This window comes from Nisaea sp. (assembly GCF_040217065.1).
Taxonomy (GTDB): Bacteria; Pseudomonadota; Alphaproteobacteria; order Thalassobaculales; family Thalassobaculaceae; genus Nisaea.
Map to the genome: position 1 here is coordinate 150,928 of NZ_JAVJNX010000010.1, position 20,579 is coordinate 171,506.

At 62.7% G+C, this 20,579-nt stretch carries 27 protein-coding genes; 9 read left to right on the forward strand and 18 right to left on the reverse strand.

What is annotated here, in order from left to right; translation table 11 throughout:
• The first annotated feature begins 164 nt into the window (after positions 1-164).
• Complete coding sequence (locus RH950_RS16720; protein ID WP_350058803.1) at positions 165-563, forward strand: DUF427 domain-containing protein; 399 nt, start codon at positions 165-167, stop codon at positions 561-563.
• Between the two features lie 9 nt (positions 564-572).
• On the opposite strand, the gene RH950_RS16725 is transcribed toward RH950_RS16720, so the two are convergent.
• The 7 genes from RH950_RS16725 to hisB are packed head-to-tail and all read right to left on the reverse strand — an operon-like array spanning position 573 to position 4,637.
• Positions 573-938 (reverse strand): histidine triad nucleotide-binding protein, encoded by a 366-nt coding sequence (locus tag RH950_RS16725; protein WP_350058805.1) that lies wholly within the window; start codon positions 936-938, stop codon positions 573-575.
• A 32-nt stretch (positions 939-970) separates the two neighbouring features.
• Entirely contained in the window at positions 971-1,291 is a 321-nt protein-coding gene (locus RH950_RS16730) for a phosphoribosyl-ATP diphosphatase (protein ID WP_350058807.1), read from the reverse strand.
• Positions 1,288-2,049: an imidazole glycerol phosphate synthase subunit HisF gene (gene hisF, locus RH950_RS16735; RefSeq protein ID WP_350058809.1), complete on the reverse strand. Its 762-nt coding sequence runs from the start codon at positions 2,047-2,049 to the stop codon at positions 1,288-1,290. The genes RH950_RS16730 and hisF overlap by 4 nt, the downstream gene beginning before the upstream one ends.
• Positions 2,049-2,792: a 1-(5-phosphoribosyl)-5-[(5-phosphoribosylamino)methylideneamino]imidazole-4-carboxamide isomerase gene (gene hisA, locus RH950_RS16740; RefSeq protein ID WP_350058811.1), complete on the reverse strand. Its 744-nt coding sequence runs from the start codon at positions 2,790-2,792 to the stop codon at positions 2,049-2,051. Before hisA ends, hisF begins: the two co-directional genes overlap by 1 nt.
• The gene (locus RH950_RS16745) at positions 2,789-3,343 is read right to left on the reverse strand and encodes a GNAT family N-acetyltransferase (RefSeq protein WP_350058813.1); all 555 of its coding nucleotides are present in this window, start codon (positions 3,341-3,343) and stop codon (positions 2,789-2,791) included. The genes hisA and RH950_RS16745 overlap by 4 nt, the downstream gene beginning before the upstream one ends.
• Positions 3,344-3,354: 11 nt before the next feature.
• Positions 3,355-4,032 carry an imidazole glycerol phosphate synthase subunit HisH gene (hisH, locus tag RH950_RS16750; RefSeq protein WP_350058815.1) on the reverse strand — a complete coding sequence of 226 codons (678 nt, stop codon included), beginning with the start codon at positions 4,030-4,032 and terminating at the stop codon, positions 3,355-3,357.
• Complete coding sequence (hisB, locus tag RH950_RS16755) at positions 4,029-4,637, reverse strand: imidazoleglycerol-phosphate dehydratase HisB (RefSeq protein WP_350058817.1); 609 nt, start codon at positions 4,635-4,637, stop codon at positions 4,029-4,031. Before hisB ends, hisH begins: the two co-directional genes overlap by 4 nt.
• 168 nt (positions 4,638-4,805) lie before the next feature.
• Here hisB and hslV point away from each other — a divergent pair, with 168 nt between their 5' ends.
• Together hslV and hslU are read left to right on the forward strand one after the other, a co-directional pair.
• A complete protein-coding gene (gene hslV, locus RH950_RS16760) occupies positions 4,806-5,369 on the forward strand; it encodes an ATP-dependent protease subunit HslV (RefSeq protein ID WP_350058819.1) in 564 nt (187 codons plus the stop codon).
• A gap of 52 nt (positions 5,370-5,421) precedes the next feature.
• Entirely contained in the window at positions 5,422-6,729 is a 1,308-nt protein-coding gene (gene hslU / locus RH950_RS16765) for an ATP-dependent protease ATPase subunit HslU (protein ID WP_350058821.1), read from the forward strand.
• Positions 6,730-6,748: 19 nt separating this feature from the next.
• Here the strand turns inward: hslU and RH950_RS16770 are convergent, their stop codons facing one another.
• From RH950_RS16770 to RH950_RS16800, 7 genes are all read right to left on the reverse strand, one after another.
• The gene (locus tag RH950_RS16770; protein ID WP_350058823.1) at positions 6,749-7,120 is read right to left on the reverse strand and encodes a helix-turn-helix domain-containing protein; all 372 of its coding nucleotides are present in this window, start codon (positions 7,118-7,120) and stop codon (positions 6,749-6,751) included.
• A gap of 19 nt (positions 7,121-7,139) precedes the next feature.
• On the reverse strand, positions 7,140-7,739 hold the full coding sequence (locus RH950_RS16775; RefSeq protein WP_350058825.1) for a Smr/MutS family protein: 600 nt from the start codon (positions 7,737-7,739) through the stop codon (positions 7,140-7,142).
• A gap of 21 nt (positions 7,740-7,760) precedes the next feature.
• Positions 7,761-8,447, reverse strand: a complete 687-nt coding sequence (locus tag RH950_RS16780) for a LutC/YkgG family protein (RefSeq protein WP_350058827.1) — start codon at positions 8,445-8,447, stop codon at positions 7,761-7,763.
• Entirely contained in the window at positions 8,447-9,880 is a 1,434-nt protein-coding gene (locus RH950_RS16785) for a LutB/LldF family L-lactate oxidation iron-sulfur protein (RefSeq protein WP_350058829.1), read from the reverse strand. The genes RH950_RS16780 and RH950_RS16785 overlap by 1 nt, the downstream gene beginning before the upstream one ends.
• Positions 9,880-10,656 carry a (Fe-S)-binding protein gene (locus RH950_RS16790; protein ID WP_350058831.1) on the reverse strand — a complete coding sequence of 259 codons (777 nt, stop codon included), beginning with the start codon at positions 10,654-10,656 and terminating at the stop codon, positions 9,880-9,882. Before RH950_RS16790 ends, RH950_RS16785 begins: the two co-directional genes overlap by 1 nt.
• 61 nt (positions 10,657-10,717) lie before the next feature.
• Complete coding sequence (gene mltA / locus RH950_RS16795; RefSeq protein WP_350058833.1) at positions 10,718-11,893, reverse strand: murein transglycosylase A; 1,176 nt, start codon at positions 11,891-11,893, stop codon at positions 10,718-10,720.
• A gap of 39 nt (positions 11,894-11,932) precedes the next feature.
• Positions 11,933-12,598 (reverse strand): Tim44/TimA family putative adaptor protein, encoded by a 666-nt coding sequence (locus RH950_RS16800; RefSeq protein ID WP_350058835.1) that lies wholly within the window; start codon positions 12,596-12,598, stop codon positions 11,933-11,935.
• 161 nt (positions 12,599-12,759) lie between these two features.
• On the opposite strand from RH950_RS16800, the gene RH950_RS16805 reads away from it, so the two are divergent.
• The 3 genes from RH950_RS16805 to secB are packed head-to-tail and all read left to right on the forward strand — an operon-like array spanning position 12,760 to position 14,436.
• The gene (locus tag RH950_RS16805; RefSeq protein WP_350058837.1) at positions 12,760-13,278 is read left to right on the forward strand and encodes an FxsA family protein; all 519 of its coding nucleotides are present in this window, start codon (positions 12,760-12,762) and stop codon (positions 13,276-13,278) included.
• A 35-nt stretch (positions 13,279-13,313) separates the two neighbouring features.
• Positions 13,314-13,868 carry a histidine phosphatase family protein gene (locus RH950_RS16810; RefSeq protein WP_350058839.1) on the forward strand — a complete coding sequence of 185 codons (555 nt, stop codon included), beginning with the start codon at positions 13,314-13,316 and terminating at the stop codon, positions 13,866-13,868.
• A 46-nt stretch (positions 13,869-13,914) separates the two neighbouring features.
• The gene (gene secB / locus RH950_RS16815; protein ID WP_350058841.1) at positions 13,915-14,436 is read left to right on the forward strand and encodes a protein-export chaperone SecB; all 522 of its coding nucleotides are present in this window, start codon (positions 13,915-13,917) and stop codon (positions 14,434-14,436) included.
• On the opposite strand, the gene dnaQ is transcribed toward secB, so the two are convergent.
• The 4 genes from dnaQ to RH950_RS16835 are packed head-to-tail and all read right to left on the reverse strand — an operon-like array spanning position 14,437 to position 17,185.
• Entirely contained in the window at positions 14,437-15,129 is a 693-nt protein-coding gene (gene dnaQ, locus RH950_RS16820; RefSeq protein ID WP_350058843.1) for a DNA polymerase III subunit epsilon, read from the reverse strand.
• On the reverse strand, positions 15,122-15,718 hold the full coding sequence (coaE, locus tag RH950_RS16825) for a dephospho-CoA kinase (protein ID WP_350058845.1): 597 nt from the start codon (positions 15,716-15,718) through the stop codon (positions 15,122-15,124). Before coaE ends, dnaQ begins: the two co-directional genes overlap by 8 nt.
• A gap of 4 nt (positions 15,719-15,722) precedes the next feature.
• Positions 15,723-16,361: a Maf family protein gene (locus RH950_RS16830; protein ID WP_350058847.1), complete on the reverse strand. Its 639-nt coding sequence runs from the start codon at positions 16,359-16,361 to the stop codon at positions 15,723-15,725.
• Positions 16,361-17,185 (reverse strand): pyruvate, water dikinase regulatory protein, encoded by an 825-nt coding sequence (locus RH950_RS16835; RefSeq protein ID WP_350058849.1) that lies wholly within the window; start codon positions 17,183-17,185, stop codon positions 16,361-16,363. Before RH950_RS16835 ends, RH950_RS16830 begins: the two co-directional genes overlap by 1 nt.
• 407 nt (positions 17,186-17,592) lie before the next feature.
• Here RH950_RS16835 and hemE point away from each other — a divergent pair, with 407 nt between their 5' ends.
• The 3 genes from hemE (at position 17,593) to rho (ending at position 20,555) form a co-directional block, all read left to right on the forward strand.
• Positions 17,593-18,624: a uroporphyrinogen decarboxylase gene (gene hemE / locus RH950_RS16840; RefSeq protein WP_350058851.1), complete on the forward strand. Its 1,032-nt coding sequence runs from the start codon at positions 17,593-17,595 to the stop codon at positions 18,622-18,624.
• A gap of 27 nt (positions 18,625-18,651) precedes the next feature.
• Entirely contained in the window at positions 18,652-19,086 is a 435-nt protein-coding gene (gene hemJ / locus RH950_RS16845; RefSeq protein ID WP_350058853.1) for a protoporphyrinogen oxidase HemJ, read from the forward strand.
• 206 nt (positions 19,087-19,292) lie between these two features.
• Positions 19,293-20,555: a transcription termination factor Rho gene (rho, locus tag RH950_RS16850; RefSeq protein ID WP_350058855.1), complete on the forward strand. Its 1,263-nt coding sequence runs from the start codon at positions 19,293-19,295 to the stop codon at positions 20,553-20,555.
• Positions 20,556-20,579: the final 24 nt, after the last annotated feature.

Below are 20,579 nucleotides of genomic sequence, written 5' to 3' on the forward strand. Positions count from 1 at the left end.
TAAAATCAATGCTCTACGGTGCGGATTAAAAGTGAACACTCAGAACTTCATTGCCTGAAGACTTGTTCCCGGGTCAGCCGGGCACCGGCCTGGATGGCCGCGATCTTGCATAATGCAGGGCAACACCCAAGATCATCAGCAAGGTTCATCACGGGAGAATGTCAGTGGCAGAGAGTGAGTGGCCCGACGCGGTTGCCCCGGTCGAGGGAGCGATCCGCAATCCCGCCAACCCGAACCATTTCATGGTGGTGCAGCCCGCCGGGCGCAGAATCCGCATCTTTTTCGGCGATCTGATGGTCGCGGACAGCATGGATGCGGTGCGGGTAATCGAGATCGGCCGGAAGGCTTACGAGCCGCGGCTGTATCTGCCGAAGGAGGCGCTGACGGTGCCGCTGGTACAGCTGGACAAAGTCACGCATTGCCCCCTGAAAGGCGATGCGCACTATTTCTCGCTGGAAGGACAGGAAATCGCCTGGGCCTATCGCAGCCTGGATTTCGCCGCCGTGCTGGACGGGTTCTATTCCTTCTGGGGCGACACGATGCGGATCGTCGAAGGGGAATAGTCGCCCGCTTCAATCCGGCTTCGGCAGCATGCGGCCAAGACGGCGGCCGCCGAGCAGGTGGATATGAAGGTGCGGCACGTCCTGCACGCCATTCTCGCCGGTATTCACGATCAGGCGATGCCCGTCTTCGCGCGCCTCCGTGATCTTCGCCACCTTGCCGATGGCCCGGACCCAGGCGACGATCTCGGCATCGCTCGCCTGCTCGGAGAATTCGTTCATGGTCTTGTAAGGGCCCTTCGGAATCACCAGCACATGCACCGGGGCCTGGGGCTGGATATCCTCGAAGGCGAGGACGTGCTCGTCCTCATAGACGGTCTTGTTGGGAATTTCGCCGCGCAGGATCTTGGCGAACACATTCTGCTCATCATAGGACATTGAACTTCCCCCTCACTGCCAATTGGCCGCGCTCACTCCGAGCGGCTGGCCTTTTCCTCGATCCCGGACAGGCCCTCGCGGCGTGCCAGCTCAGCCCAGACATCCTCCGGCCTGATCCCCGCCGCACTCCACAGCACAAGCAGATGATAAAGCAGGTCGGCGCTCTCCGCCGTCAACCCGTCGCGGTCCCCGGCAACGGCCTCGATGACGGCCTCGACCGCTTCCTCGCCGACCTTCTGGGCAATCTTCTTCGCGCCCTTGTCGAAGAGCTTCGCCGTATAGGAGCTTTCCGGGTCAGCACCCTTGCGGGAGTCGATAACCGCATGCAGCCGGTCGAGAATATGCTCGCTCATTGCGGCCTCACGGGAACACCGGCCTTCGCCATCGCCGCTTTTGCCTCGGAGATGCGGAACGTGCCGAAATGGAAGACGGAGGCGGCCAGAACAGCCGAGGCGTGGCCTTCGAGAATGCCTTCGGCGAAATGCTCCAGCGTGCCGACACCGCCGCTGGCAATCACCGGAATGCTCACCGCATCGGAAATCGCCCGGGTCAGAGGCAGGTTGAAGCCCTGTTTGGTGCCGTCCCGGTCCATCGAGGTCAGCAGGATCTCGCCCGCACCATATTCAGTCATGCGCCGGGACCAGGCGACAGCGTCGATGCCCGTCGCCTCGCGCCCGCCATGGGTAAAGATCTCGTACCTGTCCGGCCCGGTGCTTTTCGCATCCACCGCCACAACAATGCACTGGCTGCCGAATTTCTCCGCCGCCCGGCGCACGAAATCAGGGTCCTTCACCGCCGCCGTGTTGATCGACACCTTGTCGGCACCGGCCAGCAACAGCTTGCGGATATCCTCGAGCGTCCGCACGCCGCCGCCGACGGTCAGCGGCATGAAGCACTGTTCCGCCGTCCGGCCGACAACATCGAACAGGGTGTCCCGTTCCTCGTGGCTGGCGGTGATGTCGAGGAAACAGAGCTCGTCAGCGCCTTCGCGGTCATAGATCTTGGCCTGCTCCACCGGATCGCCGGCATCGACCAGATCGAGAAAGTTGACGCCCTTGACGACCCGGCCGTCCTTCACGTCGAGACAGGGAATAACGCGTGCTGTCAGCATCAGACGGCCTCCGCTTCGGGAGCGGCCAGCAACGCGACCGCCTCGGCCAGATCGATCCGCCCGTCATAGAGCGCCCGGCCTGAAATTGCGCCCGCGATACCGGGCGCGCCCGCTGCCTTGAGCGCGGCAAGATCATCAAGCGACGCCACCCCGCCACTGGCAATCACCGGTGTCGAGATCGCATTCGCCAGAGCGGCTGTCGCCGCCACATTAACGCCGCCGAGCGCGCCGTCCCGGTCGATATCGGTGAAGATGATCGCGGCCACGCCGCAGCCTTCGAATTGCCGGGCCAGATCGACGGCCGACAGGGTCGAGGTTTCGGCCCAGCCCTCGACCGCCACCATGCCGTCGCGGGCATCGATGCCGACCGCGATACGGCCCGGATGGCGCGCGCAGGCCGCTTTCACCAGCTCCGGGTCCCGCAGGGCCACGGTGCCGAGAATGACCCGCGCCACACCCTTTGCGAGCCAGGCATCGATCGCCGCCATGTCGCGGATACCGCCGCCAAGCTGCACCGGGACGTCGACGGCCGCGAGAATGCGGTCGACCGCCTCCCCGTTCCGGGTTTCGCCGGCAAAGGCGCCGTCCAGATCGACGACATGAACCCAGCCGCAGCCGGCGTCCTGAAACAGCCGTGCCTGGGCGCCCGGATCGTCATTGAAGACCGTCGCCGTATTCATCTCGCCCTTGAGCAGCCGCACACACTGGCCGCCCTTCAGATCGATCGCGGGAAACAGGATCATACCGCGTCAAGTTCCTTGTAAAAGAAGTGCCCGGCAACGAAACCGTCCCGAACATAGGCATAATGCGGCAGGCTGCCGAACCGGACATAGCCGAGCCGCTCATAGAGCCGGATGGCGGCATGCTGGGTCTCCCGCACATCCAGGGTCAGCACCTTGAAGCCCTCGTCCCGCGCATGCTTTTCCGCAATCTCCATCAGATCGCGGGAAAGACCGTGCCCCCGGCCCCAGGGGGCAACGAAGGTCGTCGTCAGGCTGCAGGTATGGCGTTGCGCTTCATTGTTCCGCGCCGGTTTCTGGATCTGGCAGGATCCGGCGATCACCCCGTCGAGCCGGCCGACAAAGAGATCCCGCTCCGGGATCAGCAGAACCCCGCGCCAGAAGGCTTCCAGCGTTTCGCGCTGCGGCGGGGTAATCCAGCCGAAGCCGCCACCGTCCTTGATCGCCGCTTCCGCCGCGTCCGACAGGTCCTGCAGGTCGCCGGGACCGAACTCGGTCAGCATTTCGACCGTGGGAACAGGCGGAAATTGTGGTTCAGCGTCGCTGTCGTCCATGCCGCTCTCCCTCACGGGGCCCAGTCGAGAAAATTCCGGATGAAGGCAAGGCCGTTGGCCTGGCTCTTCTCCGGGTGGAACTGGGTTCCGAAATAATTGTCACGCCCGACAAGCGCGGCAATCTCGCCACCGTAATCGCTTGATGCGATCAGATCGGAACGGCTTGCCACGTCGAACAGGTATGAGTGCACATAGTAAACGAAAGCACCGTCTTCGATGCCTTTCAGCAGAGGATGCTCACGCTGGATGATATCCAGCCGGTTCCAGCCCATATGCGGAACCTTCAGCGCACGGCCGTCCGGCGCAGGCGCAGGCTCGATCAGACGGACCTCGCCGTCGATCCAGCCAAGCCCTTCGGAGATCACATGCTCCAGCCCGCGCTTTGCCATGAGCTGCATGCCGACGCAGATGCCGAGAAACGGCGTGCCGTTTTCAAGGACGGCGTCGGACAGGGCCTCGACCATGCCCGGCAGACCGTAGAGGCCGCTGCGGCAATCGGCGAAGGCACCAACCCCCGGCAGCACGATCCGCCCGGCGGCACGCACCACGGCCGGATCGGACGTCACGACAATCTCGGTGCCCTTGCCAAGCTCGGACGCCACCCGCTCGAAGGCTTTCGCCACCGAACGGAGGTTGCCGGACCCGTAATCAACAACCGCGACTGTGGTCCGGCCGCCCGAAGCGGTCACAGGCTCCCCCCGAGGGTGCCCTTGGTCGAGGGCACGGCATCGGCACGGCGCTGGTCGATTTCAATGGCGACCCGCAATGCCCGGCCGACGCCCTTGAAGATGGACTCGACAATATGGTGCGTGTTGTCGCCATAGAGGTTCTCGATATGCAGGGTCAGACCTGCGGCCTGGCTGAATGCCTGGAAGAACTCACGGAACAGCTCCGTGTCCATGTCGCCCAGCTTCTGCGCGGGCATGGTTGCCTTCCAGACCAGAAAGGGACGGTTCGAGCAATCCAGTGCAACCCGGCTCAGCGCCTCGTCCATCGGCAGATAGGAAGAGCCATAGCGGTTGATGCCCTTGCGGTCCTTCAGCGCCTTCGACAACGCGTCGCCAATGGCCCAGCCGCAATCCTCGGTCGTGTGGTGGGCATCGATATGCAGGTCTCCCTCGGCCCGGACCTTGAGGTCCATCAGGGAATGTCGGGACAGTTGCTCCAGCATATGATCGAGGAAACCGATCCCGGTCTCGACGTCATATTTCCCGGTCCCGTCCAGCGAAAGCTCGACGGAAATGCTGGTCTCGTTGGTCATGCGCTTGACGGTGGCGCTGCGATTGTCCGACATGGGTTCTGCTCCCAAGCAATATCCGGCGGCTATGTAGCAGGAAGCGGGGCGAAATGCCAATCATCGGACCGCGCCGCTAAGCCGGCCCCCGGCCCTTGCCACACACGCGCTCTTGACGTTATCCAGCCGATGCCCAAATTGGACAGGCACGTTACGCATGGAGTTCTCATGACCAATCAGGCCGCAGACCCGATCCAGTGGCACGGCACCACAATCCTTTCTGTCCGCAAGAACGGACGCGTGGTGGTCGCCGGCGACGGCCAGGTCAGCTTCGGCAATACCGTGATGAAGGCGCAGGCCCGCAAGGTCCGCCGGATCGGCGACGGCAGCGTGATCGCCGGATTCGCCGGCGCCACGGCCGATGCCTTCACCCTGTTCGAGCGGCTGGAAGAGAAGCTGGAGAAACATCCGGGCCAGCTGACCCGGGCTGCGGTCGAGCTGGCCAAGGACTGGCGCACGGACCGTTATCTGCGCCGTCTCGAAGCCATGATGGCCGTGGCCGACAAGACGACATCCCTGGTGCTGACCGGCAACGGTGACGTGCTGGAGCCGGAGGACGGCCTGATCGGCATCGGCTCCGGCGGCAGCTTCGCCCTCTCCGCCGCCCGCGCCCTGGTGGATCTGGACGACATGGATGCCGAGGCGATCGCCCGCAAGGCGATGAAGATCGCCGCCGGTATCTGCATTTATACGAACGAGAATCTCACCCTCGAGATGCTCGATACCGAGTAACACGCTGACATTTGCATCAGCCCCTGCATCCTGACGATTGGTAGAACCACGCATGTCCGCCTTCAGCCCGCGTGAAATTGTTTCCGAACTGGACCGCTTCATCATCGGTCAGAACGACGCCAAGCGCGCCGTCGCCATCGCCCTGCGCAACCGCTGGCGGCGCCAGCAGCTGGCCGACGACATCCGCGAGGAGGTGCAGCCGAAGAACATCCTGATGATCGGCCCGACCGGCGTCGGCAAGACGGAGATCGCCCGCCGTCTCGCCAAACTGGCGGAAGCGCCCTTCATCAAGGTCGAGGCGACGAAGTTCACCGAGGTCGGCTATGTCGGCCGGGACGTCGAGCAGATCATCCGCGACCTGGTGGAGATCGCCATCGGCCAGGTCCGCGAGAAGATGCGCAAGGATGTGCATGCCAAGGCGGAACTGGCGGCCGAGGACCGGGTGGTCGACGCCCTGGTCGGCGAGAGCGCCAGCGCGGACACCAAGCAGAAATTCCGCGTCATGCTGCGAGAGGGCAAACTCGACGAGAAGGAAATCGAGATCGAGACCGCCGATGCCGGCGCCGGCGGCATGCCGACCTTCGAGATCCCCGGCATGCCGGGCGCCCAGATGGGCATGCTCAATCTGAACGACATGTTCGGCAAGGCCTTCGGCGGCCGCACCAAGAAGCGCCGCATGGCAGTGGCGGAATCCTACAAGGTTCTGGTCGAGGAAGAGGCGGACAAGCTGCTCGACGAGGAAAAGGTCGTGCGCCAGGCCATCGAGTCGGCGGAGCAGAACGGCATCGTCTTCCTGGACGAGATCGACAAGATCACCAGCCGGGCGGAGCGCGGCGGCGATGTCAGCCGCGAGGGCGTGCAGCGCGACCTGCTGCCGCTGATCGAGGGCACCACGGTGGCGACCAAGTACGGCCCGGTGAAAACCGACTTCGTGCTGTTCATCGCCAGCGGCGCCTTCCATCTGGCGAAACCGTCGGACCTGCTGCCCGAACTGCAGGGCCGTCTGCCCAACCGGGTCGAGCTGCGGGCCCTGGAGCGGGACGATTTCCGCCGCATCCTGACCGAGCCGGAAAACAGCCTGCTGCGCCAGTACACGGCCCTGATGGCCACCGAAGAGGTCACCCTCGACTTCACCGACGACGCCATCGACGTACTGGCCGACCTGACGGTCGACATCAACAAGAATGTCGAGAATATCGGCGCCCGGCGCCTGCATACGGTGATGGAAAAGCTGCTCGACGAAATCAGCTTCACGGCGTCCGACAAGGGCGGCGAGACGCTGAAAATCGACGCGGCCTACGTGAACGAGCGCGTGGGCGAGCTGGCGAAGAACACGGATCTGAGCAAGTTCATCCTGTAGATGCGATCGCGGGCCGCAATCAGTAGCGCGGCCCCTTTTCCGGCAGAACCAGCTCGGCCAGCAGCGCGTCCAGACGCGGATCGTCGAGGTCGCGGATGCGCTTTGCCAGGGTGTTCGCGAGCTCCGTCGCTTTCGGGCTGAGGCCGGCCGTGTCGATCACCACCCGCGGGTTCGACTGCCGGGCGAGCTTCTTCAGATCTTCCGCATCGTCCCAGATCAGGCCGAAATACTGGCAGATCTGGTGGATCAGGCCGACGGTCGGGCGGCCTTTCTTGCCGTGCTCCAGGGCCGAGAGATAGGCGGAGGAGACCTGCAGGGCCTCGGCCATCTGCTTCAGGGTGACGCCGCGTTCGGCCCTGAGTTTCCGGATCCTTGCCCCGAACGGCGTCATGCCCGACCCCGCATCATCGTCAGACCTTCTGCCGGCGCAGCATGACATAGAGCGCGCCGCTGCCGCCATGCTGCGGCTGGGCCGGGGAATAGGTCAGCACCTTGTCCTTGTTCGCCCCCTCGGTCAGCCAGCGTGGCGTCATCCGGCGCAGCACGCCGGTTTCCGTGTTGCCGTCAGCCGACCGGTTGCCCTTGCCGGTGATGACCAGGACGCAGCGCTGGCCGCGCCGGTAGGCAGAGGCGATGAAGCCGTCGAGGGCCCGGTGCGCCTCGTCCTGGCGCATGCCGTGCAGATCGATCCGGCCGTCGATCTGCTGCTTGCCGCGTTTGATCTTGAGTGCCGTGCGGCGGTCTATGCCCGGGACCTTGCCCGGAGCGTATTCCGCCAGCGCGCTCGGCACCTTGATGGCGGTAAAGCCGGGATCGTTCTGCGGGCGGCTGTGATGGCGCGCCGCCTGCTTGTCCTTGCCGTTCTTTTTTGGCTGTTTCGTGCCGAGTTCCGGGACTTTCGGCACCTCTTCGGCAGCCAGCGCGGCGCGGCGCTCGGGCGTCAGGGGGACCGTGTCGGCGACCACCCTGCGCCACAATTCAAGCTCGTCCACCGTCGGCCGCCGGGCCATAGCTTCGCTCCGCTTCGGGCTTCAGTCCTTGACCAGCATGATATGCAGGCGCCGGGGGCCGTGCGCGCCGAGCTGGATGATCTGCTCGACATCGCCGGTCCGCGAGGGACCGGTGACGAGATTGACGGTCCGCGGCATGCTCGTGCCCGGCTCCAGCCCGAGTTTCTGCCGCAACAGGTCCCAGGCGTCTTCATAGGCGCCGACGATCTGGCTCTCGCGCAGCAGCACGACATGGGTGTCCGGCACGAAATGCAGCGTCGTCGGGGTTTCGGCCGAGGAATGCAGCATCAGCGTGCCGGTTTCCGCGATGCCGGCATGGGCAGGCGTCAGACCCACCGCATCCTCGTTGACGGCGGCGCCGCTGGCGATTTCAAGCGCGGGGGCCTTTTCCCAGGGAATGACAGAATCCTCGAGCCCCGGTGACTGCTTGATCCGGGCCGGCAGGTTCTCCCGGCGGAGATAGTCCGCCAGCCGTTCCGGCACGGATTCAAGGGACTCCAGCCGATCGACAGTGCAGGAGACGGCTTCCGCCATCTCGACGAAAAGACCGATTTTGTGCGCCTGGTCGCCGTCGGAGCGTTTCGGCACCAGGATACGCGCATGCCCTTTCAGGCGGGCCTCGACGGCCTCGGCCGCCGCGCCGTCCAGCGGACCACGGCCAAGGGACTTGCGGATGCCCGCCAGGATCTGTTCCCGTGCAGCGCTCATCATGCGTCTCCCTTCTTGCCGTGCCCGCTCATCTTGTAGAGCTGCTGGAAGGTGCGGCCTTCCGGTGCCGGCAGATCGCGCACGGAGGTCCAGCCGGAGGCCAGCGGCAATGACGCGATCCGGCCCCGCTTTCCGCCCAGGGCCCGTAGTAGCGCAGCCCCCAGTTTGGTCGATTGCCGGTAGAGCCATGGCCGTTTCGCAAAGTACGACCATATCCCCAAACCGTTGCGAATCTGCGCGGTGGTCTTGTTTTCCGTGAATTCTTTCGCCCGGTAGTGGCGCATCATTTTCGGCAACGGAATGCGCATCGGGCATACCTGCTCGCAGCGCCCGCAGAAGGTGGACGCATTCGGCAGGTGGCCGGCCTCGTCGATGCCGATCAGGCTGGGAGTCAGCACCGCGCCCATCGGCCCCGGATAGACCCAGCCATAGGCATGCCCGCCGACCGCCGCATAGACCGGGCAATGATTCATGCAGGCCGAACAGCGGATGCAGCGCAGCATGTCCTGATATTCGGTGCCGAGCATGGCGGAGCGGCCATTGTCGATCAGCACCACATGGAAAGACTCCGGGCCGTCGAGATCGGTTTCCCGGCGCGGGCCGCTGGAGAAGGTGGTGTAGACGGAGAATTCCTGGCCGGTCGCCGAGCGGGCCAGCAGCCGCAGGATGCAGCTGGCATCCTCCAGGGTCGGCACGATCTTCTCCAGGCTGGCGACGACGACATGCGCCTTGCCGAGTGTCTGGGTCAGGTCGCCGTTGCCTTCATTGGTGACGATCACCGTCTGGCCCGTCTCGGCAATCAGGAAATTGGCGCCGGTGATGCCGACATCGGCGGCGAAGAATTTCGGGCGAAGCTGGGTGCGGGCCTCGTCGGTGATGTCGCCGACTTCCTCAAGCGCCCGATCCGGCGGCAGATCCGTGTGTTTCTTGCGGAAGGCCTCGACGACCTGTTCCTTGTTCACATGGATCGCCGGCGCGATGATATGGCTCGGCGGCTCACCCCGGAGCTGGATGATATATTCGCCAAGATCGGTCTCGATCGGCTCGACGCCGTGCTCTTCCAGATACTCGTTCAGGCCGATTTCCTCGGCCACCATGCTCTTGCCCTTGGTCACCGTCCTGGCGTCGACGGAGCGGCAGATCTCCATGATGGTCTGCCGGGCTTCCTCGGCGTTCCGGCACCAGTGGACGTGCCCGCCATTGGCGACAACATTGCTTTCGAAACGCTCGAGATAGAAATCGAGATTCTCCAGCACGTGGTTCTTGATGTCCCGGCCGCGATCGCGGAGATCGTCGAATTCCGGCAGCTTGGCGACGACATCAGCCCGCTTCTGCTGGAAGCCGGGGCGCATCTTGGAAAGCGCCTTCTGCAGCTGGGCATCGGTCAACGCATCGCGGGCGTTCTGCTTGAAACTGTGCGAAGTGGACTGCATCAGCGCTCTCCCTCGCCGATCGACGGCTGGTCGGTCATGCCGGCCAGCACTTCGGCGACATGCCGGACCTCTGTCCGGGCGCCAAGCCGCTTCAGCTTGCCGCCCATGTTGAGCAGGCAGCCGAGATCCCCCGCCAGCAGGTGATCGGCGCCGCTCTCGACGATTTCAGCCGCTTTCTGCGTCACCATCTTGTCGGAGATCTCCGGATATTTGACGCAGAAGGTGCCGCCGAAGCCGCAGCAGATCTCGGCGCCCGGCATCTCCTTGATGGAGGTGCCGTCCATTGCTGCCAGCAGCTTGCGGGGCTGGGTCTTGACCTCGAGCTCGCGCAGGCCGGAGCAGGAATCATGATAGGTGACCGTGCCCGCGAAAGCTGCGCCGGTGCTCTCCATGCCCATGATGTCGACCAGGAAGGCGGTCAGCTCGTAGGTCCGCTTGGCCAGGTGCTGGGCCCGCATGGCCATCGCCGGATCATCCTCGAACAGCTCGGGATAGTGCGCCCGGATCATGCCCGCGCAGGAGCCGGACGGCGCAACCACATAATCGAACTCTTCGAAGGCCGCGATCACATTGGCAGCTATGTCGCGGCTGTCCCTGAAGTCGCCGGAATTGAAGGTCGGCTGGCCGCAGCAGGTCTGTGCTTCCGGCACCACAACCTCGCACCCGGCCTTTTCAAGCAGGGACAGGGTGGCAAATCCGACTGACGGTCGGAACAGATCGACAAGGCATGTCACAAACAGGCCGACGCGCGGACGGGCTTTCTCGGACGCAGACACAGCAGGCTCCCACTCTCATCTCTTTTTGAAGATGCAGGGCCCTGGACCGGCACGCCGCATCCTATTGCTTAAAGGCAATATCGAGATTTTTCGGCAGAAGCACGAAATATCGACCTGACGCCGCCATTGGCCCCGCTTTTTCAGCCGCGGTCGGGCCGTGGCCCCAGAACACATCACCGCGCACCGCGCCCTTTATGGCCCCGCCGGTATCCTGGGCGACGACAAGGCGCTGCAGCGGGTTCCCGCTTTCGTCCGGATAATCGACATCGAGCCAGACCGGCGCGCCGAGCGGGATGTAGCGCCGGTCGACGGCAAGCGAGCGTCCGGCGGTCAGGGCCACGCCCTGGGCACCGATCGGACCGTCGCCATCGATCCTGCGAAAGAAGATGTAGGAAGGGTTGAGATCCATCACGCCGCGCATCTGATCGGGATTCGCGCGCAGCCAGGCGCGGATGGTCTGCAGCGATATCGCTTCCTTGTCGATTTCTCCGCTATCAACCAGGTAGCGGCCGATCGGATAGTAGCTGTGTCCGTTATGGCCGTCATAGCCGACCCGCAGCACCCGGCCGTCATCGAGCCGGACCCGGCCCGACCCCTGGATATGCAGGAAGAAGGCATCAATCGGATCGTCCAGCCAGACCAGGGTTTCCACATTGTCGCCGAGCGCGCCGGTCTCGATCTCCGCCCGGCTTTCGTAGGGAATCAGCCGTCCGCTCCGCAGGCGACCGGCAATCCGCTCGCCGCGCAGGCCCGTGCGCCATTCGCCGAGATTGACCAGCACCAGATCGGACGGTCTCGCCAGCAGCGGGGTCTCGAAACCCGCGCGCCGCTCCAGCGAGCCGTTCAGTTCCGGCTCGTAATATCCGGTGAACAGCCCCTCGCTGCCGCGCACTTCATAGACATCGAACCAGGTTGTGAGGAAGTCGCGCACCGCGCCGTCGCCGCTGGCATCGGACAGCCGTGACAGCGAATCACAGGCCTCGCGCCAGGCAGCGACCGTTCCGCCGATTTCCGCCGGCGCAATGGTATCCGTATCCGCCTGCCGGCGCAGCTTTCCGCAGGACCGCTTCAGCGCAGGGAGAGCCTCACTGACCCGGTCGCTGTTCCATGCCGGCAGAGCCGAAAAGTCGGTTCTCTGGTAGCTTACCGGCTGTTTTTCCGCACGATCGGGCGCCTGATCCGGCGCGCAGGCCGCCAGAGCCAAAACAGTCAGCAGCCAGAGGCAGCGGGACGTCAAGACGTTCTCCAGTCCGTTTCGGACCAATGCAACCGAGACCTATTCTTCAGGCACACGTGTCGCAACAAGGTGCCAGTTCGGGTCCTGGGTCGCGATATCGCGCTCAAAGGTCCAGAGATCCGTCACGGTCTCTATCTTGTCCGGGTCGCCATCGACCACGGAGCCGTCTGCCGCGCGGGTCACCTTCACCTGATCTGTGATGAACTCGACCGTCACATGCGCGACGGAACCGTCCATATGCACATCGTTGATCAGCGCCGAGCGGAACGATGTGATCGTGGTTTCCTGCGTTTCGCCGGCCTGTTCGCGGGCATCCATCGCACCGGCGAAGGCCGACATCAAGTCATCGGTCAGCAGGGGGGCGAGACCGTCCCGGTCACCCTTGGCGAAAGCGTCGACGACCCACTCGAACGCAGTGCGCGCGCCCTTCAGGAACTCGATTTCATCGAAGGACGGGTCTGCCATTTTCAGGCGCATCGCCTCGGACAGCTCACCATCCGGCTGCTCTGCGTCGCCCGGATCACGGCCCGGAAGCGGGATCACGTTATCCGACGGACTGGCCTTCTCGGGCGCCGGCGAAAACGGATCGCTGTGCCGTTCTTCATGGCCCGTCCGTTTTCCAAGCACGCCGCGCAGCTTGAAAACAAGGAATCCGGCAAGAATTGCGAATAAAATTATCTCGAACAAAGCGGAACCGTCGCCCATATCGTCCTTAACTGCGGGTTCGAAAACCCTTATCCATTTATGAAGAGATCGCTTTCAGCCGACACGGCAGACCGGTCTTCCTTCGACCGGGGGCCTGCCGCTTTGACCTTCCGGCGAACGTACTACAGCATACATAGGCTGTCACTTTTGAAAGAACAACTATGGCTCTGCTTATCCTTTTCGTTTTGATCGGCATTCCGGCCGTCGAGATCTACGTCTTCGCCGAGGTGGGCGGGATCATCGGCGGCTGGGCGACGGTCGGCCTGACCCTGCTGACAGCCGCGCTCGGCGCCCTGCTGTTCCGGAGCCAGGGAACGGCGGTCCTGCAGCGGGCCCAGGAGCAGCTCCGGCGGGAGGAAACGCCGCTGGCCGAAATCATTGACGGCATCGGCCTGCTGCTGGCTGCCCTGTTCCTGTTCCTGCCGGGCTTCGTAACCGATGTGGCCGGATTTCTGCTGTTCATACCGCCGCTGCGCGTGGTGCTGATCGGCATGCTGTTCAGGGGCGCCGCGCGGGCCGCCGACTCTCACGTCTGGATTGTTCGCAGCCGCTCGGATAAAGCTTCCGGCGCGTCCGGTCCCGGCACGATCATTGACGCGGATTTCAAGGATCTGACGGATAACGACAAGGAATCCGGGGCCGATAGCGACAGCAACGACCGAAAATTGCCGCCGCGCTGATCTGAACGCGCGCGCCACCGAGGGAAACCGCCCAGATGCTCTTCGTCCGCCATGGCCAGTCCGAGTTCAATGTCGTCTATGGCGCCACGGGCCGTGACCCCGGGATCGAGGACCCGGCGCTGACCGAACTCGGGCAGGCCCAGATCCTGCACAGTGCCGAAGCCTTGCGCGCGCAGGATGTCGATCACATCATCTCCAGCCCCTATCGCCGTGCCCTGGAAACGGCGCATATCATTGCTGAGGTCATCGGCCGGGAGATCCGGATAGAGCCGCTGATCCGCGAGCATCGGCATTTCATCTGCGATATCGGACGCACCCGCTCAGCGCTTCGACAGGACTGGCCACATCTTTCCTTCGATCACATCGACGAGCAATGGTGGACGGATCATCACGAGGAAGAGCATGAGGTCCATGCCAGGGTGCGTTCCTTCCTTGATGCCAACCATCATCGTCCGGACTGGGACCAGGTGGTCTGTGTCAGTCACTGGGGTTTCATCAACCGCCTGACCGGATTGCCGGTCGGCAACGGAACGATCGTCAAGGTACAGCGGGACGGCGCGGGAGAGGTTGTTCACACCCCCGATCCGTGATACCCACGCGCCTTGAATTTGACCCGGCAGAGATAAGATCGAACCGATGACCGACACAGATACCGGCACAGCACCCGGCCAAGACGCGGCCGCCGCGATCAACACCTTCGCGATGACGGTGCAGGCGCAGTATATCAAGGACCTGTCTTTCGAAAACCCGAAGGCGCCGCTGAGCCTGCGCGCCGATATCCGTCCCGATATCGAGATCGGTGTCGATGTACGGGCGGAGCGGATGGCTGACAATGTCTTCGAGGTCGTCCTGCTGCTGAACGTCAACGGCGTTCACGAAGGCGACAAGATCTTCATCGTTGAGCTGTCCTATGCCGGGGTTTTCCAGTTCGAGAACCTGCGGCCCGATCAGCTCGAATATGTGCTGATGGTCGAATGCGCCCGGCTGCTGTTCCCGTTTGCCCGCCAGATCATCGGCCAGGTGACGTCAGATGGCGGTTTCCCGCCATTGCATATCCAGCCGATCGATTTTCTCGGTGTCTTTCAGAAGAACGAGCTGACCCGGGCCGAAGCCGGCGGCGTCGACGTCGCCAAGATCGAGACCGAAGGCAACGCCTGATTATTCGGCCGCGTCTTCGGCCCGGTTCCAGATCGGGTCTTTCACCTTTTCCATCAGCGCCGCGTGCGCCGCGAGCTCTTCCGGGCTCGGCGCATAAGTGCGTGGCGGCCGGACCACTGCGGTTCTGATCTCCGGAACGGCATGGCCTGTCGCCTCTTGCCGGGCCAGCTCCAGACCGGGCTGCCGCCCGCCGATCAGTTCGAGATAAACCGAAGCGAGCAGATCCGCATCGACCAGCGCGCCATGCAGATCGCGATGGCCATTGTCGATCTCGAACCGGCGGCACAGCGCATCCAGGCTGGCCTGTGCGCCCGGATATTTGCGCCGCGCCATGGTCAGAGTATCGATCGCCCGTTCCATCGGCATTTCCGGGCGGCCGAGCCGCTTCAGCTCCGCATTGATAAAGCCCATGTCGAATCTGGCATTGTGGATAACCAGCGTGGCATCCGCGACGAAATCCAGAAAACCGTCCACAATTCCGGCAAAATTCGGATAGTCGGCCAGGAACTCGGTCGACAGGCCATGCACCTCGAAGGCGCCCTGTTCGACCTCGCGCTCCGGGTTGATATAGACGTGATAGCTCTCGCCGGTCGGGACATGGTTGACCAGCTCGATGGCGCCGATCTCGATAATCCGGTGCCCCTGTTTCGGATCGATGCCGGTGGTTTCGGTATCAAGAACCAGTTCACGCATGTCGAATTCCCAGTTGGCGGAGGATTTTCTTAATTGCCCGGATGGTCGCGGCCCGGCCCAGCCCGGTCGGTAGCACAAAATCCGCGCAGCGGCGCTTTTCCCGGTCCGGCAACTGTTTTTGCAGAATAGAAGAGAGGCGTTCATCTGTCATGCCGGGGCGGGCAAGAACCCTCTGACGCTGCAGGAATGCCGGGGCCGACACCACGACCACATAGTCGCAGACATTCTCTCCACCGGTCTCGAACAGCAACGGTATATCGAGCACGGCCGCCCGCCGCCGGGCCCGGCGCTGCAGGGCAAGAAACCGGTCCCGCTCACGGCGCACCAGCGGGTGCACGATTGCTTCCAGATCCCGAAGCGCCACCGCATCTCCGAAAACGATCTTGCCGAGGCGCTCCCGATCGACCGCGCCGGCGACCACCGCGTCCGGAAACCGGCGCGAGATCGGCGCCACGGCAAGACCGCCGGCCTGAAAAAGGGCGTGTACCGCGGCGTCGGCATCATGGACCGGCACGCCCAGACGCCGGAACATCGCGGCCGCCGTGCTTTTCCCCATGCCGATGGATCCGGTCAGGCCGAGAACCAGCATCGCCTCAGGCCCGCAATGCGTTGTGCGTGCGCATGAAATCGAGCAGGGGAAGCAATGGCAGCCCGAGAACAGTGAAAAAGTCGCCCTCGACCGCCGTGAAAAGCTGTGCGCCGAGCGATTCAAGCTGATAGGCCCCGACGGATTCAAAAGCCTGCTCACCGACAGTGTCGAGATAAGCGTCGATGAATTCATCGGAGAGCGGCCGGACAAGCAGGCTGGCCGTGGCGATATTGTGCCAGATCCGGGTGCCGCCTGCGGAAACCACCACCGCGCTGATCAGGCTGTGCCGCTTGCCGGAGAGGCGGCGGAGATGCGCGGCGGCGCCGGCCCGGTCTTCCGGCTTGTCCAGCCATTCCCCTTCGATATCGAGCATCTGGTCCGCACCGATCACCAGCGCTTCCGGGACGGCACGGGAGATGGTGTTCGCCTTCATTTCCGCAAGGAATGTCGCGACGTCGGCCGCGCTCGCGCCCTCGGCCTTCAGGCTGCGCTTGAATTCGGACTCATCGACATTCGGCTTGCGGATATCCACCGGCAGGCCGGCCGCCCGCAGCATGTCCGCGCGGGTCCGGCTGCCGGATGCCAGCACGACCGGCTTGTCGCCGGTGCCGCTCAGGCGGGAAAGATCGGAATGTGCTGACATCAGGATTCCAGACCGTGAAATTTGGCGTATTTCTGAAGCACCGCCGCGGCGGTTTCCTCGATCGAACGGCGGGTCACGTCAATCACCGGCCAGCCTCCCTTGGTGAAGAGCTTTCGGGCGTCGACGACCTCGGCACGCACCTTTTCAGGATCGACATAGTCCGTTTCGTTGCTGTGCTGGAGCATCAGCATGCGGTTGCGACGGACCTGGGTCAGCCGGTTCGGATCATTGGTCAGAGCTACGACGAAGGGCTGCTTGAGACTGTAAAGCTCCTGCGGCAGCGGAACGCCGGGCACCACCGGGATATTGGCGGTCGCATATCCACGATTGGCGAGATAGAGGGAGGTCGGGGTCTTCGAGGTCCGGGAGACGCCGACGATGACAATGTCGGCATCTTCAAGATCGTGCACCATCTGCCCGTCATCATGGGCCAGCGTATAGTCCATGGCACGAATCCGATTGAAATAGGCCGCGTCGAGTTCGTGCTGACGGCCCGGCCGGCCGTGACTCTCCTGCCCGAGAAAGTTGCCAAGGGCATTCACCACCGTATCGAGAACGGAAATGCAGGGCACCCGGCGCTGCTGACAGCCTTTCTCGAGCTGCTGACGCAGCTCCGGATTGACCAGGGTGAAGAGCACCGGTCCGGGATAGACGGCGACGGCCGCCAGTACTTTTTCGATATGCCCGGACGTTCTGACCAGAGACCAGACATGTTCGCGGGCCCGCACACCGTCGAACTGGACCAGACAGGCCCGCACGACCTGGTGATTGGTTTCCCCGGTCGCATCGGACACCAGGTGAAGATGAATATCCGTATCGGTCACGTTCCACATCCCATTGGGGATAACTGCATATGAACTGTTTACAGAATCCGGATTCACAGCAGAAAGAAATTCTGCACCCATCTGTGCCAGCGCCCGAACCTCGGTTGTTCTCCGGGGGACAATCTTTTCCCGTCCACCGCACAAACTCCTGCCGGCAGCCGGGGGACGAGATATCCCCGCAATCCACAGGAACAGCATAAAAGGAAGACCGCGATGTTGCGGCATTTTTACCGGTTCTTATCCCCGGTCCCGCCCTCTATGATCCGGGTCGCACAAAACTGTGTGCAGCCTGTGGTCAAAAGGTAATCCACAGGACTCACAGCACCACTACAATCACTTCCTAGTTATTTCTAATAAGATTCTTTGTTAGGAGTGGCGCACTTATTCACCGGACGGACAGGCACGCGATGACCGATAAAGCTCTTCTCAACGTATTGGCCGGAAAGACCGCGGAAATCCCTCCTATCTGGCTGATGCGCCAGGCGGGGCGGTATTTGCCGGAATACCGGGCGATCCGTGCAGATGCCGGGTCCTTCGTCGATCTCTGTCTCAATCCGGAACTGGCGGCGGAAGTCACCCTGCAGCCGATCCGGCGCTTCGGCATGGACGGCGCCATCCTGTTTTCCGACATCCTGATCGTGCCGCACGGGCTGGGCCAGCCGCTCCGTTTCGTCGAGGGGCGGGGTCCGGTGCTGGAACCGGTGACGGATCGCGCAGCACTGAAGAGTCTGGACCTGAATGGCCTCTCAGACCGCGTGGGGAACGTCTACGAGACCGTGTCGCGGGTTCGGGCGTCTCTCCCTGCCCAGACCACCCTGATCGGCTTCTCGGGCAGTCCCTGGACCGTCATCACCTATATGGTCGAAGGCGGCAGCAGCAAGGATTACGCGGCGACCAAACGGTGGGCCTATTCGGATCCGGAAGGCTTTCAGGAGCTGATCGATATTGTCGTCGAGGGGACTATCACCTATCTGCTGGGCCAGGCGAAGGCAGGGGCCGAAGTTCTGAAACTCTTCGATTCCTGGGCCGGTGTGTTGTCTCCGCGGCTGTTCCGTATGGCCGTGCTTGAGCCGACGAAGAAAATCATCTCGGCAGTGAAGGCCCAATATCCGGCTCTGCCGATCATCGGATTTCCCCGGGCCGCCGGTGCGCATTACCTCGACTATATCGCGGAAACCGGCGTGGACGCCGTTGCGGTGGACACGGCGATGCCGATCCGCTGGGCCGTCGAGAACATCCAGAGCCGGATGCCGATACAGGGTAATCTCGATCCGATCGCGCTGCTGGCCGGGGGGGCCGGCCTTGAGGCCGAGGTCGAAAGCATTCTCTCAGCCGCGTCGTCCGGGCCGTTCATCTTCAATCTCGGGCACGGCATTCTGCCGACAACACCGATTGAGCATGTGGAACAGCTCGTCCGGCAGGTGAGAGCCGGACGCTGACGCCAGTCGCAGGGAAGGGTTTCGCGCATGAGCTACGAATGGATCAAGGCACTGCATGTGATCAGTATGGTCGCCTGGATGGCCGGGATGTTTTATCTGCCGAGGCTCTACGTCTATCACACGGGTGCCGACGCCGGCTCGGAGCTCTCCGAGACCCTGAAGGTGATGGAGCGCCGTCTGCTCCGGGCGATCATCAACCCGGCGATGATTGCGACCTTCGTGTTCGGGATCTGGATGCTGGTTCTGGTCCCGGACTATCTTTCCGAACCGTGGATGCATGTGAAATTGGCCTGTCTCGTGCTCATGACCGGGTTCCATGGTGCATTGTCCCGCTGGAGAAGGCAGTTTGCGGCGGACGCGAACCGGCATAGTGAGCGTTTTTACCGGATTGCGAACGAGGTCCCGACCGTTTTGCTGATCGTGATCATAATCATGGTGATCGTGAAGCCGTTTTCCGGTTGAATTCCATTTTTCTCAAATATTCGGGTTTGACATTCGCCGCAGATGCACTGTAATTGACAACAGCGTTGATCGCCGTATGGCATTGCGTCAGGTCTTTCCCGCACAGAACGAATCATAAAAGTCTGCTCTAATCAGCGACTCTCGTGCGGCCTGCTCATAGGGCCGACCTCTCAAATCATTCGTTATACCTTGTCATCGACAGGACGATGCATCTTCAAGAGCTGAAATCGAAGACACCTCAAGATCTTCTTGCTTATGCGGAAGACTTGGAGATCGAGAACGCAAGTGTTCTGCGCAAGCAGGACATGATGTTCGCCATTCTTAAACAATTAGCTGATAACGATTTACCGATATACGGCACAGGTGTTCTTGAAACATTGCCGGATGGCTTTGGCTTTCTCAGATCGCCAGAATCGAATTATTTGCCGGGCCCGGATGATATTTATATCTCTCCGAGCCAGGTGCGGCGCTTTGGGCTGCGCACCGGCGATACGGTCGAGGGGCAGATCCGGGCACCGAAAGACGGCGAGCGGTACTTCGCGCTGCTCAAGGTCAACCAGATCAATTTCGAAGATCCGGAGGCGGTACGTCACAGGATCAATTTCGATAACCTGACTCCGCTCTATCCGGAACAGAGGCTCAACCTCGAGCTCGAAGATCCGGTGAACAAGCAGCAGGGTGCCACAACGCGCGTGATCGACCTGATCGCGCCGCTTGGCATGGGTCAGCGTGGGTTGATTGTGGCGCCGCCGCGTACCGGCAAGACGGTGATGTTGCAGAACATCGCCCATGCGATCGCGGAGAATCACCCGGACGCCTATCTGCTGGTGCTGTTGATCGATGAACGGCCGGAAGAAGTGACGGACATGGACCGTTCGGTGAAGGGCGAGGTTATCAGCTCGACCTTCGACGAGCCGGCCGCCCGCCACGTTCAGGTTGCGGAAATGGTGATCGAGAAGGCAAAGCGCCTGGTCGAACACAAGCGCGACGTGGTCATCCTGCTGGATTCCATCACCCGCCTGGCACGTGCCTACAACACCGTGGTGCCGTCCTCGGGCAAGGTGCTGACGGGTGGTGTGGATGCGAATGCCCTGCAGCGGCCGAAGCGCTTCTTCGGTGCGGCCCGGAACATCGAGGAGGGCGGCTCGCTGACAATCATCGCGACCGCGCTGATCGATACCGGCTCGCGCATGGACGAGGTCATCTTCGAAGAGTTCAAGGGTACGGGTAACTCCGAGATCATCCTGGACCGCAAGCTGGCCGACAAGCGGACGTTCCCGGCCATCGACATCACCCGGTCGGGCACCCGGAAGGAAGAACTTCTGGTGGACCGCGCGACCCTCAACAAGATGTGGGTGCTGCGCCGGATCCTGACCCAGATGGGCACGGTCGATGCCATGGAATTCCTGATCGACAAGCTCAAGGTCTCGAAGAACAACAACGATTTCTTCGACGCCATGAATTCCTGATCCGGGAACTCCTGGACGGTCAAA

Excerpts from the sequence above, each read along its gene's own strand:
- RH950_RS16725 (WP_350058805.1), bottom strand. The coding sequence starts at position 938 with ATGTCCTATGATGAGCAGAATGTGTTCGCCAAGATCCTGCGCGGCGAA.
- RH950_RS16730 (WP_350058807.1), bottom strand. The coding sequence starts at position 1,291 with ATGAGCGAGCATATTCTCGACCGGCTGCATGCGGTTATCGACTCCCGC.
- hisF (WP_350058809.1), bottom strand. The coding sequence starts at position 2,049 with ATGCTGACAGCACGCGTTATTCCCTGTCTCGACGTGAAGGACGGCCGG.
- hisA (WP_350058811.1), bottom strand. The coding sequence starts at position 2,792 with ATGATCCTGTTTCCCGCGATCGATCTGAAGGGCGGCCAGTGTGTGCGG.
- RH950_RS16745 (WP_350058813.1), bottom strand. The coding sequence starts at position 3,343 with ATGGACGACAGCGACGCTGAACCACAATTTCCGCCTGTTCCCACGGTC.
- hisB (WP_350058817.1), bottom strand. The coding sequence starts at position 4,637 with ATGTCGGACAATCGCAGCGCCACCGTCAAGCGCATGACCAACGAGACC.
- hslV (WP_350058819.1), top strand. The coding sequence starts at position 4,806 with ATGACCAATCAGGCCGCAGACCCGATCCAGTGGCACGGCACCACAATC.
- hslU (WP_350058821.1), top strand. The coding sequence starts at position 5,422 with ATGTCCGCCTTCAGCCCGCGTGAAATTGTTTCCGAACTGGACCGCTTC.
- RH950_RS16770 (WP_350058823.1), bottom strand. The coding sequence starts at position 7,120 with ATGACGCCGTTCGGGGCAAGGATCCGGAAACTCAGGGCCGAACGCGGC.
- RH950_RS16775 (WP_350058825.1), bottom strand. The coding sequence starts at position 7,739 with ATGGCCCGGCGGCCGACGGTGGACGAGCTTGAATTGTGGCGCAGGGTG.
- RH950_RS16780 (WP_350058827.1), bottom strand. The coding sequence starts at position 8,447 with ATGAGCGCTGCACGGGAACAGATCCTGGCGGGCATCCGCAAGTCCCTT.
- RH950_RS16785 (WP_350058829.1), bottom strand. The coding sequence starts at position 9,880 with ATGCAGTCCACTTCGCACAGTTTCAAGCAGAACGCCCGCGATGCGTTG.
- RH950_RS16800 (WP_350058835.1), bottom strand. The coding sequence starts at position 12,598 with ATGGGCGACGGTTCCGCTTTGTTCGAGATAATTTTATTCGCAATTCTT.
- RH950_RS16805 (WP_350058837.1), top strand. The coding sequence starts at position 12,760 with ATGGCTCTGCTTATCCTTTTCGTTTTGATCGGCATTCCGGCCGTCGAG.
- RH950_RS16810 (WP_350058839.1), top strand. The coding sequence starts at position 13,314 with ATGCTCTTCGTCCGCCATGGCCAGTCCGAGTTCAATGTCGTCTATGGC.
- secB (WP_350058841.1), top strand. The coding sequence starts at position 13,915 with ATGACCGACACAGATACCGGCACAGCACCCGGCCAAGACGCGGCCGCC.
- dnaQ (WP_350058843.1), bottom strand. The coding sequence starts at position 15,129 with ATGCGTGAACTGGTTCTTGATACCGAAACCACCGGCATCGATCCGAAA.
- coaE (WP_350058845.1), bottom strand. The coding sequence starts at position 15,718 with ATGCTGGTTCTCGGCCTGACCGGATCCATCGGCATGGGGAAAAGCACG.
- RH950_RS16830 (WP_350058847.1), bottom strand. The coding sequence starts at position 16,361 with ATGTCAGCACATTCCGATCTTTCCCGCCTGAGCGGCACCGGCGACAAG.
- hemE (WP_350058851.1), top strand. The coding sequence starts at position 17,593 with ATGACCGATAAAGCTCTTCTCAACGTATTGGCCGGAAAGACCGCGGAA.
- hemJ (WP_350058853.1), top strand. The coding sequence starts at position 18,652 with ATGAGCTACGAATGGATCAAGGCACTGCATGTGATCAGTATGGTCGCC.
- rho (WP_350058855.1), top strand. The coding sequence starts at position 19,293 with ATGCATCTTCAAGAGCTGAAATCGAAGACACCTCAAGATCTTCTTGCT.